This window comes from Acidovorax sp. sif0632, assembly GCF_019218805.1.
Classification (GTDB): Bacteria; Pseudomonadota; Gammaproteobacteria; order Burkholderiales; family Burkholderiaceae_C; genus Acidovorax; species Acidovorax facilis.
This window is the reverse complement of record NZ_JAHUWW010000003.1, coordinates 220,017-233,895: the sequence shown is the minus strand read 5'-3', so window position 1 is coordinate 233,895 and position 13,879 is coordinate 220,017. Positions and strand designations below refer to the sequence as shown.

The window sequence follows — 13,879 nt, the reverse complement described above, 5'->3', positions numbered from 1 at the left end:
ATCTTGCTCAACCCTGGCACTACCTCCGCACATGGTGAGGGCCTAGCGTTTACCCTGTATATACAGGTATGCTCCGGCTGTCATCATGGCAACCGGCACGCAGGCGTCCCGGCTGGGTGGGCCAACGAACTTTCTTCACACAGGAGCAGATGATGACTCGATCGGTTGCGAAATGGACGTCGCTGGCAGCGGCAACGGCATGCGTGATGGCACTGGCCGCACCGGCCCAGGCGCAGGACACCAAGATTGTGCTGGGCATGTCCGGCTGGACGGGCTTTGCGCCGCTCACCCTCGCCGACAAGGCCGGCATCTTCAAGAAGAACGGCCTTGATGTGGAGATCAAGATGATCCCGCAGAAGGACCGCCACCTGGCCCTGGCCTCCAAGTCCATCCAGTGCGCTGCCACTACGGTCGAGACGCATGTGGCCTGGAACGCCAACGGCGTGCCCATCGTGCAGATCTTCCAGATGGACAAGTCCTACGGCGCCGACGGCATTGCGGTGCGTGGCGATATCAAGAGCTTTGCAGATCTCAAAGGCAAGACCATCGGCGTGGATGCGCCCGGCACCGCGCCTTACTTCGGCCTGGCCTGGATGCTGAGCAAGAACGGCATGAGCCTCAAGGACGTGAAGACCACCACGCTGTCGCCCCAGGCGGCCGCGCAGGCCTTCGTGGCGGGCCAGAACGACGCCGCCATGACGTATGAGCCCTACCTGTCCACCGTGCGCGACAACCCCGCCTCGGGCAAGATTTTGGCCACCACGCTCGACTACCCCATGGTGATGGACACCGTGGGCTGCGACCCCACCTGGCTCAAGGCCAACGGCAAGGCCGCGCAGGCGCTCGCCAACTCGTACTTCCAGGCGCTCGACATGATCAAGGCCGACCCGACCAAGTCCAACGAGATCATGGGCGCTGCGGTCAAGCAGACGGGCGAGCAGTTCGCCAAGTCGTCGTCCTTCCTGCGCTGGCAGGACAAGGCTGCCAACCAGAAGTTCTTTGCGGGCGAACTGCAGGCTTTTATGAAGGACGCCACGGCCATCCTGCTGGAGGCCGGCATCATTCGCAAGGCGAATGAAGACCTGGCGGTCACCTTCGACGCGAGCTTCATCAAGTAAAAAAACTGGAAGAAGAACGCGCCATGTCTGCCGTGCAACCCCTGTCCGTTACCGCGCCAAAAGCCCCTGTGCGGCGGCGTTCACTGGCTCCACTGGAGCCTGTGAGTGCCCGCGCCCGTTGGTTGCTGGGCTTTGGTTTTTTTGTGTTGTTTGTGCTGGTGTGGGCGTTTTTCACGCTGGGCGGCTATGTGTCGCCCACGTTTTTGGCCAGCCCCGTCACCATGGCCAAGGAGGGCTGGCTGCTGTTTGCAGAGTATGGCTTTCACAAGGACATCGGCATGACGGTGTGGCGTGTGTTCGGCGGCTTCATCCTGGCCGCAGTCATCGCCGTGCCGCTGGGCATTGCCATGGGTGCTTACAAGGGCATCGAGGCGTTCTTTGAGCCCTTCATTTCGTTTTGCCGCTATCTGCCAGCCTCGGCCTTCATCCCGCTGCTGATCCTGTGGGCGGGCATTGGCGAGGCTCAGAAGATCCTCGTCATCTTCATCGGCTCGGTCTTCCAGATCACGCTGATGGTGGCCGTGACCGTAGGCGGCGCGCGGCGCGACCTGGTAGAGGCTGCCTACACCCTGGGCGCGGGCCACAAGGGCATCGTCACGCGGGTGCTCATCCCCGGTGCTGCCCCCGACATTGCGGAAACCCTGCGCCTGGTGCTGGGCTGGGCCTGGACGTATGTGATCGTGGCTGAGTTGATCGGATCGTCGAGCGGCATCGGCCACATGATCACCGACAGCCAGTCGCTGCTCAACACCGGCCAGATCATCTTCGGCATCATCGTCATCGGCCTTATCGGGCTGGTGTCCGATTTCGCCTTCAAGGCGCTCAACCACCGTCTGTTTGCCTGGAGTTTTGTGCGATGAGCCGCGTTTCCATACAAGCTGTTTCCCGCATCTTCGAGACCGCCAAGGGCCAGCGTACACAGGCCCTGCTGCCGGTCGACTTTGAAGTGCAGGACAACGATTTCGTCACCATCCTCGGCCCCTCGGGCTGCGGCAAATCCACGCTGCTGCGCATCGTGGCAGGGCTGGACCACGCCACCAGCGGCCGCGTGCTGCTGGATGGCGCGCCGGTCGAAGGCCCCGGCGCCGAGCGCGGCATGGTCTTCCAGAGCTACACGCTGTTCCCCTGGCTCACCATCGAGCAGAACATCCGCTTTGGCCTGCGCGAGCGGGGTATGCCCGAGGCGCAGCAGAAAGAGCGCGCCGCGTACTTCATCGCCAAGGTGGGGCTGCGCGGCTTTGAGCAGCACTTTCCCAAGCAGCTGTCGGGTGGCATGCAACAGCGCACCGCCATTGCGCGCGCGCTGGCCAACGACCCCAAGATTTTGCTGATGGACGAGCCCTTCGGCGCGCTCGACAACCAGACCCGCGTGCTCATGCAAGAGCTGCTGCTGGGCATCTGGGAGGCCGAGCGCAAGACCGTGCTGTTTGTCACCCACGACATCGACGAAGCCATCTTCATGGCCAACCGCGTGGCCGTGTTCAGCGCCCGGCCCGGTCGCATCAAGACCGAGCTGGCGGTGGACTTGCCGCACCCGCGCCATTACACGATCAAGACCAGTCCCGAGTTCATGGACCTCAAGGCGCGCCTGACGGAGGAGATCCGCGCCGAATCCATGGCAGCGGATCTGCATTGAGCCTGACTGACTGCTTCCTACCATGAGCGCCCGTCCTTCCCGCCGCACCGCCGCCACTGCACCCCGCAGTGCCACGCCCGCCAAGGCCGTGGCTGCGGTGGCTGCGCCCGCGCAGGCCATGGCGCTGTACGAGCAGGTCAAGGACCACATCTCGCGCAAGATCCAGGAGGGCATCTGGCGCGCGGGCGACCGCTTGCCGTCCGAGAACGAGCTGGTCACCCAGTTCGGCATCTCGCGCATGACGGTGAACCGCGCGCTGCGTGAGCTGGTGGAGCAGGGCCGCATCGTGCGCGTGGCGGGCGTGGGCAGCTTTGTGGCCGAAGACAAGCCGCAGTCCACGCTGCTGCAGATCGCCAACCTCGCGAGCGAGATCCGCCAGCGCGGGCACGACTACCGCTGCGACGTGCTGGCGGTAGAGCGCATCTCGGCAACGCTCGAAGTGGCCGCCGCGCTGGACCTGCGCACGGGCGAGTCGGTGTTCCACTCGCTGTGCATCCACCGCGAAGATGGCCTGCCTGTGCAGCTCGAAGACCGCCATGTGAACCCGCGCCAGGTGCCTCAGTTCGCCGCGCAGGACTTCACGCAACTGCAGCCCTCCGAATACCTGGTGCGCAACGTGCCCTTCGACCAGATCGAGCATGTGGTCGATGCCGTCATGCCCACCGCGGAGCAGGCCACGCTGCTGGAGATGTCTCCGCAGGAGCCCTGCCTGCTGCTCACCCGCCGCACCTGGTCGCGCGGGGTGCCCATCACCGTGGTGCGGTGTTTGCACCCTGCCACCCGCTACCGTTTGGGCAGCCGCTTCCGAGCCGACGGCAACCCCGTCGCCGGTTGATGGCTGTTGGTCAAAAGCCCCAGATTTTTTCGCTTGTACCTACTTGTATATACAGGATCAACGCCATGACAAAAGCCACCACTTCCTCACTGACCCTGCTCCCCGGCCATGTGTCGTTGGCCGCGCTGCGCAGCATCTATGCCGCGCCCGTGCAATTGTCGCTGGACCCGTCCGCGCGGGCCCTCATGCAGGCGTCGCTGGCCACGGTGCAGCGTATCGTGGACGAAGACCAGGTGGTCTATGGCATCAACACCGGCTTTGGCAAGCTCGCCAGCACCAAGATTGCGCACGAGCGCCTGGCCGAGTTGCAGCGCAACCTGGTGCTGTCGCACAGCGTGGGCACGGGCGATGCGCTTGCGGACGATGTGGTGCGCCTCATCCTTGCGACCAAGGCCATCAGCCTGGCGCGTGGCCATTCGGGCATCCGGCCCGAGATCGTGGATGCGCTGCTGGCCATGGCCAACGCCAATGTGCTTCCTGTTATTCCGGCCAAGGGCTCCGTCGGCGCATCGGGTGACCTGGCGCCGCTCGCCCACTTGGCCTGTGTGCTAATCGGGGAAGGGCAGGCCAAGGTGGATGGCAAGGTGGTGTCGGGGGCGGAGGCCATGCGCTCCATCGGTTTGCAGCCGTTTGTGCTGGGTCCCAAGGAAGGGCTGGCGCTGCTCAACGGCACGCAGGTGTCCACCTCACTCGCGCTGGCCGGGCTGTTTGGCGCGGAGAGCGTGTTCGCTGCCGCGCTGGTCGCGGGCTGCCTGTCGCTCGAAGCCATCAAGGGTTCGGTCAAGCCCTTTGATGCGCGCATCCACGAAGCGCGCGGCCAGGCCGGGCAGATTGCCGTGGCGGCCGCTGTGCGCGCCTTGCTCGACGGCAGCGCCATCGACCCATCGCACCCCAACTGCGGCCGCGTGCAAGACCCGTACTCCATTCGCTGCGTGCCGCAGGTGATGGGCGCGTGCCTGGACAACCTGCACCACGCCGCGCGCGTGCTCACCATCGAGGCGAACGCCGCGTCGGACAACCCCCTGGTGTTCGACAACGGCGACGTGATCTCCGGCGGCAACTTCCACGCCGAGCCGGTCGCCTTTGTGGCCGACATCATTGCGCTCGCCGTGGCCGAGATCGGCGCCATCTCCGAGCGCCGTCTGTCGCTGCTGCTGGACCCGGGCCTTTCGGGCCTGCCGGCTTTCCTGATCCGCGACAGTGGCGTGAACTCCGGCTTCATGATCGCCCAGGTCACCGCCGCCGCGCTGGCAGCCGAGAACCAGTGCTTGGCCAACCCCAGCAGCGTGACCAGTCTGCCCACATCGGCCAACCAGGAGGACCATGTCTCCATGGCCACCTACGGCGCACGCCGACTGGGCGACATGGTGCGCAACGCGGCCGTGATGGTGGGCATCGAGGCCATGGCCGCTGCGCAGGGCATGGAGTTCGACCGCAGCTTGAAATCCTCTCCGCTCGTCGAAGCACAGTTCGCCGCCATCCGCGAGCGCGTGGCCTACCTGGAGCAAGACCGCTACCTTGCCACCGACATCGAAGCCATGCGCGCATGGGCCCAGCAGTCCACATGGCCTGCCGCGCTCACGCAATGCCTGCCCAGCTTCGCCTGATTTTTTTACGCACACCCACTGATTCACAGGAGCCCACCATGAATGCCAACGACGCCATCATCGCCGCCGCCTCCAACACCGACCCCCGCCACGACGCCAGCCGCGTGATCCGCGCGCCGCGTGGCAGCCAGCTCACCTGCAAGAGCTGGCTCACCGAAGCGGCCTATCGCATGATCCAGAACAACCTGGACGCCGAAGTGGCCGAGCGCCCGCAAGACCTGGTGGTGTACGGCGGCATTGGCCGTGCCGCGCGCAACTGGGAGTGTTTTGACCAGATCCTCGCGTCGCTCAAGGACCTGAACGACGACGAGACCCTGCTCATCCAGTCCGGCAAGCCCGTGGGCGTGTTCAAGACCCACGCCAATGCACCGCGCGTGCTGCTGGCCAACTCCAACCTCGTGCCCAAGTGGGCCAACTGGGAACACTTCAGCGAGCTGGACCAGAAGGGCCTGTTCATGTACGGCCAGATGACGGCAGGCAGCTGGATCTACATCGGCACGCAGGGCATCGTCCAGGGCACGTACGAAACCTTTGCCGAGGCGGGCCGCAAGCACTATGGCGGGTCGCTCGAAGGCAAGTGGATCCTGACCGCAGGCCTGGGCGGCATGGGCGGTGCACAGCCGCTCGCGGCCACGTTTGCGGGAGCGGTGTCGCTCAACATTGAATGCCAGCAAAGCAGCATCGACTTCCGTTTGCGCACGCGCTACGTGGACAAGCAGGCGCGCGACATCGACCATGCGTTTGAGCTGATCCAGCAGCACACCGCAGCCAAAGAGGCCGTGTCGATTGCGCTGCTGGGCAATGCCGCAGACATTCTGCCCGAGCTGGTGCGCCGCGCGAAGGCCGGTGGCCTCAAGCCCGACCTCGTGACCGACCAGACCTCGGCCCATGACCTCGTCAACGGCTACCTGCCTGCAGGCTGGTCGGTGGCCCAGTGGCGTGCCGCACAGCAGGACGTGACGCAGCACGAGGTGCTGAAGAAGGCCGCTGCCAAGTCCTGCGCCGTGCACGTGCAGGCCATGCTCGACTTCCAGCACATGGGCATCCCGGTGGTGGACTACGGCAACAACATCCGCCAGGTGGCGTTGGACGAAGGCGTGAAGGACGCATTCGACTTCCCCGGCTTTGTGCCCGCGTACATCCGCCCGCTGTTCTGCGAAGGCAAGGGCCCGTTCCGCTGGGTGGCGCTGTCGGGTGACCCGGAAGACATCCGCAAGACCGACGCCAAGATCAAGGAGCTGTTCCCCGAGAACAAACACGTGCACCGCTGGCTCGATATGGCCGGCGAGCGCATTGCTTTCCAGGGCCTGCCCGCGCGCATCTGCTGGCTGGGCCTGGGCGAGCGCCACATTGCAGGCCTGGCCTTCAACGAGATGGTGAAGAACGGCGATCTGAAGGCCCCCATCGTCATCGGCCGTGACCACCTGGACACCGGCAGCGTGGCCAGCCCCAACCGCGAGACCGAAGCCATGAAGGACGGCACCGACGCCGTGAGCGACTGGCCGCTGCTCAACGCACTGCTCAACACCGCAGGCGGGGCCACCTGGGTCAGCCTGCACCACGGCGGTGGCGTGGGCATGGGCTACTCACAGCACTCGGGCATGGTCATCGTGGCCGATGGCACCGATGCGGCAGCCGAGCGCCTGGCGCGCGTGCTGGTCAACGACTGCGGCAGCGGCGTGATGCGCCATGCCGATGCTGGCTACGAACTGGCGGTGGAGACGGCCAAGAAGCAGGGCCTGAAGCTGCCCATGGTGAAGTGAAGGGGCGAAGGAGGGAATGACAGGAATGTGAAAAAAGGGAACTGCATTCCCAGTCGTTGGGAATGCTGGGTTTGAATGCCGCTGCAATCCTTTGATACTGAGTCCATGCCCACCCGTGGACCCACCTCCGTTGCCGCCGCCGACCGTGTTCTGCACGTGCTGGCGGTGCTGGCGCAACATGGGCAGCCCATGTCGGCGGCCGAGTTGATGGAGGCCACGGGGCTGGCGCGCAGCACGCTGTACCGCCAGTTGGCGCGGCTCAAGCAGTGGGGCTTTGTGCTGGAGAACAGCGGGCACTACGCGCCCGGGCCGCTGAGCCTGCAACTGGCCCTGGGCTTTGACATGGCGTCGCACCTGGTGCACCACGCGCGGCCGGACATGCAGGCCCTGGCCCGGCAGTCCCACGAGAGCGTGGGGCTGGTGGTGGCGGTGAACGACAGCGTGGTGTGCCTGGACATGGTGGACAGCACGCAGGCCCTGCGCTGCTCGTTTGAAAAAGGGCGCAGCGTGCCGCTGCGCGCGGGTGCCTCCGCCAAGTGTCTGCTTGCCCATGTGGCACCGGCTACGCGCAATGCCATTCTGGACCTGCACTACGGCGCAGACACTGCTGAGCGCCAGGCGGCGCTGTCCGAGCTGGAGGGCATTGCCAAGGCGGGTTACGCCGTCAGCTCTGGCGAAGTGGATGCCGGTGTCTGGGGTGTCAGCGTGCCCGTGTTCGGATCTCCCCGGCAGGCTGCAGGGGCCATCACCCTGATGGCCCCGATATTGCGAGCCCAAGGGCAGGAGGCCGCGCTCACCGGCATGGCCGTCGTCGCCGCAGCGCGCATCTCCCGCCAGCTCACTTCTCCCTGATTTCCCTCACCCCTCCTCAGGAGCTTTCCCCATGAACCTTCGCCGTAACCTTCTTCTGGCCAGCCTGGCCGCCGCAGCCTTCTGCACCACGGGTGCACAGGCCCAGGACAACGTCCTGCGTGTGGGCACCGATGCCACGTTCCCGCCCATGGAGTTTGTCGAGAACGGCAAACGCACGGGCTTCGACATCGAGCTGGTGGAGGCCATTGCCAAGACAATGGGCAAGCAGGTCGAGTGGGTGGACATCGACTTCAAGGGCCTGATTCCCGGCCTGATTTCCAAGCGTTTTGACATGGCGGTCTCGGCCATCTACATCACCGACGAGCGCAAGAAGGTGGTGGACTTCACCGACTCCTACTACGCCGGCGGCCTGGTGGTGATGGTGAAGGGCGACAACAAAACCATCAACAAGCTGGCCGACCTGGATGGCAAGAAGGTCAGCGTGCAGGTGGGCACCAAGTCGGTGTCGTACCTGACCGAAAAATTCCCCAAGGTGCAGCGTGTCGAGGTCGAGAAGAACCAGGAGATGTTCAACCTGGTGGACATCGGCCGCGCCGACGCTGCCGTGACCGGCAAGCCCGCCGCGTTCCAGTATGTGCGCACCCGTCCTGGCCTGCGCGTGCTCGACGAGCAGCTCACCACCGAAGAGTACGGCATGGCCCTGCGCAAGGACACGCCCGAGCTGACGAAGGCCGTCAACGGTGCCATCACCAAGCTCAAGGCAGACGGCACCTATGCGGCCATCGTCAAGAAGTGGTTCAGCAACAGCGCTGCCAAGTAAACCGCAGCCACACGTTGCCGAACTGAGCCATGGAACTCGATTTTTCTCCTGTCTGGGCCGGGTTGCCCCAGTTGCTGGCGGGCGCGCTGGTCACTGTGGAAATCACGGCCGCCTCGCTGCTGCTGGGCTGCGCCATGGGCCTGCTGGTGGGCATTGGCCGCCTGAACCCCAAGCGCCGCGTGGTCTACGCCCTGTGCACTGCCTACGTGGCCGCGATACGCGGCACGCCGCTGCTGGTGCAGCTGTTCATCCTGTTCTTTGGCCTGCCTCAGTTTGGCATCCTCCTGCCTGCCTTCGTGTGTGGCGTGATCGGCCTGGGCATCTACTCGGGCGCCTATGTGTCCGAGGTGGTGCGCGGCGCCATCCAGTCCATCGACAAGGGGCAGATGGAGGCCGCGCGTTCCATCGGCATGTCGTCGGGCCTGGCCATGCGCACGGTGGTGCTGCCACAGGCCGTGGTGCGCATGATTCCGCCACTGGGCAATGAGTTCATCGCGCTCATCAAGAACTCGGCGCTGGTGTCGCTGCTCACCATCCACGACCTGATGCACGAAGGGCAGAAGATCATCAGTGTGTCGTACCGCTCGCTGGAGGTGTACCTGGCGATTGCGGTGGTGTATTTCATCCTCACGGGTGTCACTTCGTTGGTGCTGCGCCGCATGGAGCTGCGCCTGCGTGCCGGGGGGATGGTGCAATGAAGAAAAATTCTGTGATGACCGGAGCAAGCCCGTCCGCCGAGCCCATCGTGCGCATTCGCGGACTGCGCAAGTCGTTTGGCAGCCACGTGGTGCTGAATGGCATCGACTTTGATGTGCTGCCGTCGCAGGTGGTGGTGGTCATCGGGCCCAGCGGCTCGGGCAAGAGCACTTTTTTGCGCTGCTGCAACGGCCTGGAGCAGCCCGAAGGCGGCACGGTCGAGATTTGTGGCCGCACACTGGTGCAAGACGGCCGCATGTTGCCCGACCATGACCTCAACGCGCTGCGCGAGGAGGTGGGCATGGTGTTCCAGTCGTTCAACCTGTTCCCGCATCTGTCGGTGCTTGACAACGTGACGCTGGGCCCACGCAAGCTGCACGGCCTGTCGCGCAAGGAGGCCGAGGAGCGTGCCCAGGCCCTGCTGGCCAAGGTGGGCCTGGCGCACAAAGCCACGGCCATGCCCGCCAGCCTGTCGGGCGGACAGAAGCAGCGTGTGGCCATTGCCCGCGCGCTGGCCATGGAGCCGCGCGTGATGCTGTTCGACGAGCCCACCTCAGCGCTGGACCCCGAGCTGGTGGGCGAGGTGCTGCAGGTCATGAAGCTGCTGGCCAGCGAAGGCATGACCATGATGGTGGTCACGCACGAAATGGACTTTGCACGCGAGGTGGGCGACGTGGTGGTGGTGATGGACGGCGGCGGCATCATCGAGGCCGGTGAACCTGCCACCATCTTCACCAACCCGACGCAGGAGCGCACGCGCTCTTTCCTGCAAGCCGTGCTCACGCGCGCCTGAGGCCTGAGGCTGGGAGCGGCGTGGTGCACCATGGTCAATAACAATCAAGGAGACAACCCCGATGCCCCAGCCTTCATCTGCTTTGGACACACCCTTGCCAGCACGCTTGCAGCAGCGCTTGCAGGAGCGCCTGACCGCAGACGACATTGCCCGCTTTGACCGCGATGGCGCGCTGTGCATCAAGCAGCTGCTCACGCCCGATGAAGTGGCCTTGCTGCGCGACGGCATCGACGCCAACCTGGCCGCGCCCAGCCCACGCGCCAAAGTGGCCAGCAGGCCGGATGACCCGGGCCGCTTCTTCGAGGACTTCTGCAACTGGCAGGACATCCCGCAGTTTGGCCGCTTTGTGCGCGAGACACCGCTGGCGCTGGTTGCGCAGCGCCTGATGCAGTCGCGCACCGTGCGGCTGTACCACGACCATGTGCTGGTGAAGGAGCCGGGCACGCGCCAGCGCACGCCCTGGCACCAAGACCAGCCGTACTACAACATCGAAGGCATGCAGAACATCAGCATGTGGATACCGGTGGACCCGGTGTCGCGTGCGGCCACGCTGGAATTTGTGGCGGGTTCACACAAGGGCCCATGGCTCATGCCGCGCACCTTCATGGACAACCAGGCGAAGTGGTTCCCCGAAGGCAGCCTGCAGGACCTGCCCAACGTTGAGGCCGACCGTGCTGCATTCCCCATCGTGGGTTGGGAGATCGAGCCCGGTGACGTGGTGTGTTTTCACATGCTCACGCTGCATGCCGCCGGTGGGGTAGAGGGCACTAACCGCCGCCGCGTGTTCTCGGTGCGGTTCCTGGGCGACGACACGCGCCATGCGCCCCGGCCGTGGAAGACCTCGCCCGAGTTCCCGGGCCTGGCCGATGAGCTGCCTGCCGGGGCTGAGATGGACCATCCGCTGTTCCCGCTGCTGGTCACGGGCGCGGGGCAGACTGCCGCAACATCCTGATTGATGAACACGACAACAACGATGGCAATGCATTTTTTTGACCTGGCCACCACCCCCAGCATGCCCTGGAAGAACGGCGGCGGTAGCACGCAGGAGCTGGCCTGCTGGCCCCCCGGCGCGGACATGAACAGCTTTGAGTGGCGCGTGAGCCTGGCCACGGTGGACCGGCCCGGTCCGTTCTCGGTCTTCCCGGCCATCGACCGGCAGATCATGCTGCTGGGCGGCGATGGCCTGCACCTGCGCAGCACTGGCTGGGAGCACCGGCTGGAGCAGCGCTGGCAGCCGTTTGCGTTTTCGGGTGACGACGCAGTGGATGGCGCCATGCTGGGCGGCACGTCCAAGGACTTCAACCTCATGCAGCGGCGGGGCCTGTGGCAGGGCCCGCTGCAGGTGGTGAGCGATGCGCAGTCGCCCGACAGGACGCCTGCGGGCCTGTGCCTGGTGCTGCAGGGCGATTGGCAATGGGTGGCGCCGGGCGCCGGGCCGCGTGCGTTGGCGGCAGGGCAGGGCTTTTGGTGGGCGGGTGAGGGCGGTGCAACGCCGGGCCAACTGGATCCGCTGCATGCGGGGGCCGACGCCGATGCGCCCGCACTGGTCTGGATCGCCTTGCAGCGCGGTGCAGCCCCTAAAGTTTGAATAAAAATGGCCGCCACCGCATGATGGATGAGCGCTGGTAGCTATTATTTGTATAGCATTCAACACGGAGCCCACGGGTAGGCAGGCAGATGCAACACAAGGATAACCCCAGTCACCACAACGGATGGGCCGCCAGCCAGAACGCCGATGGCGTGTGGCAGAACCTGAAACCCGCGCCCGGCCTGTGGGTGGCCGATGTGCCCGTGCCCGAGGGCCAGCCCGCCTGCGTGGTGGTGCAGCAAGGCCAGATGGCCTGGGTGGGGCCCGAGGCGCAGTTGCCTGCCGCCTACCAGGCATTGCCGCGCCACGATGCGCGGGGCGCGCTCGCCACCCCCGGGCTGGTGGACTGCCACACGCACCTGGTCTATGGTGGCCAGCGTGCCAACGAATTCGCCATGCGCCTGGCCGGTGCCACCTATGAAGATGTGGCCAAGGCGGGTGGGGGCATCGTGGCGTCGGTGAAGGCCACGCGCGTTGCCACCGAAGACGAACTCTTTGACCAGGCTGCGCCGCGCCTGCAGGCCCTGATGGCCGAAGGCGTATGCGCCGTCGAGATCAAGTCCGGCTACGGCCTGGCCTTGGAGCACGAACGCAAGCAATTGCGCGTGGCCCGCCGTCTGGGCGAGGCGTTTGGCGTGACGGTGCGCACCACCTTTTTGGGCGCGCACGCGCTGCCGCCCGAGTACGCAGGCCGTAGCCAAGCCTATGTCGATCTGGTCTGCAAGGAGATGCTGCCCGCGCTGGCCGCCGAGGGCCTGGTGGATGCGGTGGATGTGTTCTGCGAACGCATCGCCTTCACGCTGGCCGAGACAAGCCAAGTCTTCCAGGCTGCGCAAAAGCTGGGCATTCCCGTCAAGCTGCATGCCGAGCAGCTGTCGGACATGGGCGGAGCGGCGCTGGCCGCGCGTTACGGTGCACTGTCGTGCGACCACATCGAGCACCTGTCGGCCGATGGCATCGCCGCCATGAAGGCCGCTGGCACCGTGGCCGTGCTGCTGCCCGGTGCCTACTACACGCTGCGCGACACGCACCTGCCGCCCATTGCGCAGCTGCGCGAAGCCGGCGTGCCCATGGCGGTGTCCACCGACCACAACCCGGGCACATCGCCAGCGCTCAGCTTGCTGCTCATGGCCAACATGGCCTGCACGCTGTTCCGCCTGACGGTGCCCGAGGCGCTGGCTGGTATCACCACCCATGCCGCGCGCGCGCTGGGCTTGCAAGATTCTCACGGCCTCATCGCTTCTGGCAGGCCCGCCAATTTTGTGCTGTGGTCTGTGGGCGAGGCGGCCGAGCTGGCCTACTGGTTGGGCCAAAAGCCCGACTGCACCATCGTGCGGCAAGGGCGTATTGCAAGGGCAAGGAGTGAGGCATGAGCATGGCTGTATCGGAACTGCGCTTGGGCCCCATGCCCGGGCGCCAGCAAGGGCAGGGGGCGCCTGTGTTGCTGGTGCATGGTGCGCTGGCCGATGCGCGGATGTGGTCGGCCCACCAGAGCCATCTGGCTGCGCGCTGGAACACACTGGCCGTCACGCTGCGCTACTTTGGTACGGAGGCTTGGCCCGACGATGGCCCGCCCTTTGGATTGGCCGCGCATCTGGATGACCTGGTGCGTGCCATCGACGCATGGGGCCAGGGCCCGGTGCATCTGGTGGCCTGGTCGTATTCAGCACATGCCGCTTTGTACATGGCGCGGCACCACGCCACGCGGCTGCGCAGCGTGTTCGTGTACGAGCCAGGCTTTCCGACCTATCTGCAGGAGCCGGAAGCGCTGGCACGCTTTCAGGCCGATGCACAGCTCATGTACGGCCCGCTGGCCGAGGCCGTGTTGCGGGGCGATCTGGCCGCTGCTACCCGCATCCTCATGGATGCCTCGGGCCAGTCGCCGGGGTACTTTGACCGCCAGCCTGCAGAGCGGCGCGCCCTGCAACTGGACAACGCGCACACGCTGCCGCGCATCATGTCGCAGACGCCGCCGCTGCCGCTGTCTGCCACCGACCTGGCGGCCATCACGCTGCCTGTGTGCATTGCCCAGGGCGGTGACACACGCCCCGTCTTTGGCGAAGTCGCCAGCGCTGCGGCGCGTGCCGTGCCGCAGGCGCGCCATCTGGTGGTGCCTCAGGCCACCCATATGTGGTCTGACGAGGCGCCGCAGGCTTTTTGCGACGCACTGGAAGCCTTCTGGCGCAGCGCCTACCCTTCTGGAGCGTGAT

Annotated in this window: 14 protein-coding genes; all 14 read left to right on the top strand. The window is 65.6% G+C overall.

Annotation, left to right across the window (positions count from 1 at the left end; translation table 11 throughout):
• The first annotated feature begins 152 nt into the window (after positions 1-152).
• The 14 genes from KW832_RS10985 (at position 153) to KW832_RS10920 (ending at position 13,878) form a co-directional block, all read left to right on the top strand.
• Positions 153-1,118 carry an ABC transporter substrate-binding protein gene (locus tag KW832_RS10985; RefSeq protein WP_121422772.1) on the top strand — a complete coding sequence of 322 codons (966 nt, stop codon included), beginning with the start codon at positions 153-155 and terminating at the stop codon, positions 1,116-1,118.
• Positions 1,119-1,141: 23 nt separating this feature from the next.
• Positions 1,142-1,978, top strand: a complete 837-nt coding sequence (locus KW832_RS10980) for an ABC transporter permease (RefSeq protein WP_121506125.1) — start codon at positions 1,142-1,144, stop codon at positions 1,976-1,978.
• Positions 1,975-2,754: an ABC transporter ATP-binding protein gene (locus tag KW832_RS10975; protein ID WP_218299914.1), complete on the top strand. Its 780-nt coding sequence runs from the start codon at positions 1,975-1,977 to the stop codon at positions 2,752-2,754. Before KW832_RS10980 ends, KW832_RS10975 begins: the two co-directional genes overlap by 4 nt.
• Before the next feature lie 22 nt (positions 2,755-2,776).
• Entirely contained in the window at positions 2,777-3,589 is an 813-nt protein-coding gene (gene hutC / locus KW832_RS10970; protein ID WP_218299913.1) for a histidine utilization repressor, read from the top strand.
• 65 nt (positions 3,590-3,654) lie between these two features.
• Positions 3,655-5,196, top strand: a complete 1,542-nt coding sequence (gene hutH, locus KW832_RS10965) for a histidine ammonia-lyase (RefSeq protein ID WP_218299912.1) — start codon at positions 3,655-3,657, stop codon at positions 5,194-5,196.
• A gap of 38 nt (positions 5,197-5,234) precedes the next feature.
• Complete coding sequence (hutU, locus tag KW832_RS10960) at positions 5,235-6,959, top strand: urocanate hydratase (RefSeq protein ID WP_218299911.1); 1,725 nt, start codon at positions 5,235-5,237, stop codon at positions 6,957-6,959.
• 105 nt (positions 6,960-7,064) lie between these two features.
• The gene (locus KW832_RS10955; protein ID WP_218299910.1) at positions 7,065-7,811 is read left to right on the top strand and encodes an IclR family transcriptional regulator; all 747 of its coding nucleotides are present in this window, start codon (positions 7,065-7,067) and stop codon (positions 7,809-7,811) included.
• Between the two features lie 31 nt (positions 7,812-7,842).
• Positions 7,843-8,592 carry a glutamine ABC transporter substrate-binding protein gene (locus KW832_RS10950; RefSeq protein ID WP_218299909.1) on the top strand — a complete coding sequence of 250 codons (750 nt, stop codon included), beginning with the start codon at positions 7,843-7,845 and terminating at the stop codon, positions 8,590-8,592.
• Between the two features lie 29 nt (positions 8,593-8,621).
• Positions 8,622-9,290 (top strand): amino acid ABC transporter permease, encoded by a 669-nt coding sequence (locus KW832_RS10945; RefSeq protein ID WP_121506132.1) that lies wholly within the window; start codon positions 8,622-8,624, stop codon positions 9,288-9,290.
• Complete coding sequence (locus KW832_RS10940) at positions 9,287-10,081, top strand: amino acid ABC transporter ATP-binding protein (protein WP_304505076.1); 795 nt, start codon at positions 9,287-9,289, stop codon at positions 10,079-10,081. Before KW832_RS10945 ends, KW832_RS10940 begins: the two co-directional genes overlap by 4 nt.
• 61 nt (positions 10,082-10,142) lie before the next feature.
• The gene (locus KW832_RS10935; RefSeq protein ID WP_218299908.1) at positions 10,143-11,033 is read left to right on the top strand and encodes a phytanoyl-CoA dioxygenase family protein; all 891 of its coding nucleotides are present in this window, start codon (positions 10,143-10,145) and stop codon (positions 11,031-11,033) included.
• A gap of 21 nt (positions 11,034-11,054) precedes the next feature.
• On the top strand, positions 11,055-11,669 hold the full coding sequence (locus tag KW832_RS10930) for a HutD family protein (protein WP_218299907.1): 615 nt from the start codon (positions 11,055-11,057) through the stop codon (positions 11,667-11,669).
• Positions 11,670-11,758: 89 nt separating this feature from the next.
• Positions 11,759-13,042: an imidazolonepropionase gene (hutI, locus tag KW832_RS10925; protein ID WP_218299906.1), complete on the top strand. Its 1,284-nt coding sequence runs from the start codon at positions 11,759-11,761 to the stop codon at positions 13,040-13,042.
• Positions 13,039-13,878 (top strand): alpha/beta fold hydrolase, encoded by an 840-nt coding sequence (locus tag KW832_RS10920; protein ID WP_218299905.1) that lies wholly within the window; start codon positions 13,039-13,041, stop codon positions 13,876-13,878. Before hutI ends, KW832_RS10920 begins: the two co-directional genes overlap by 4 nt.
• Position 13,879: the final 1 nt, after the last annotated feature.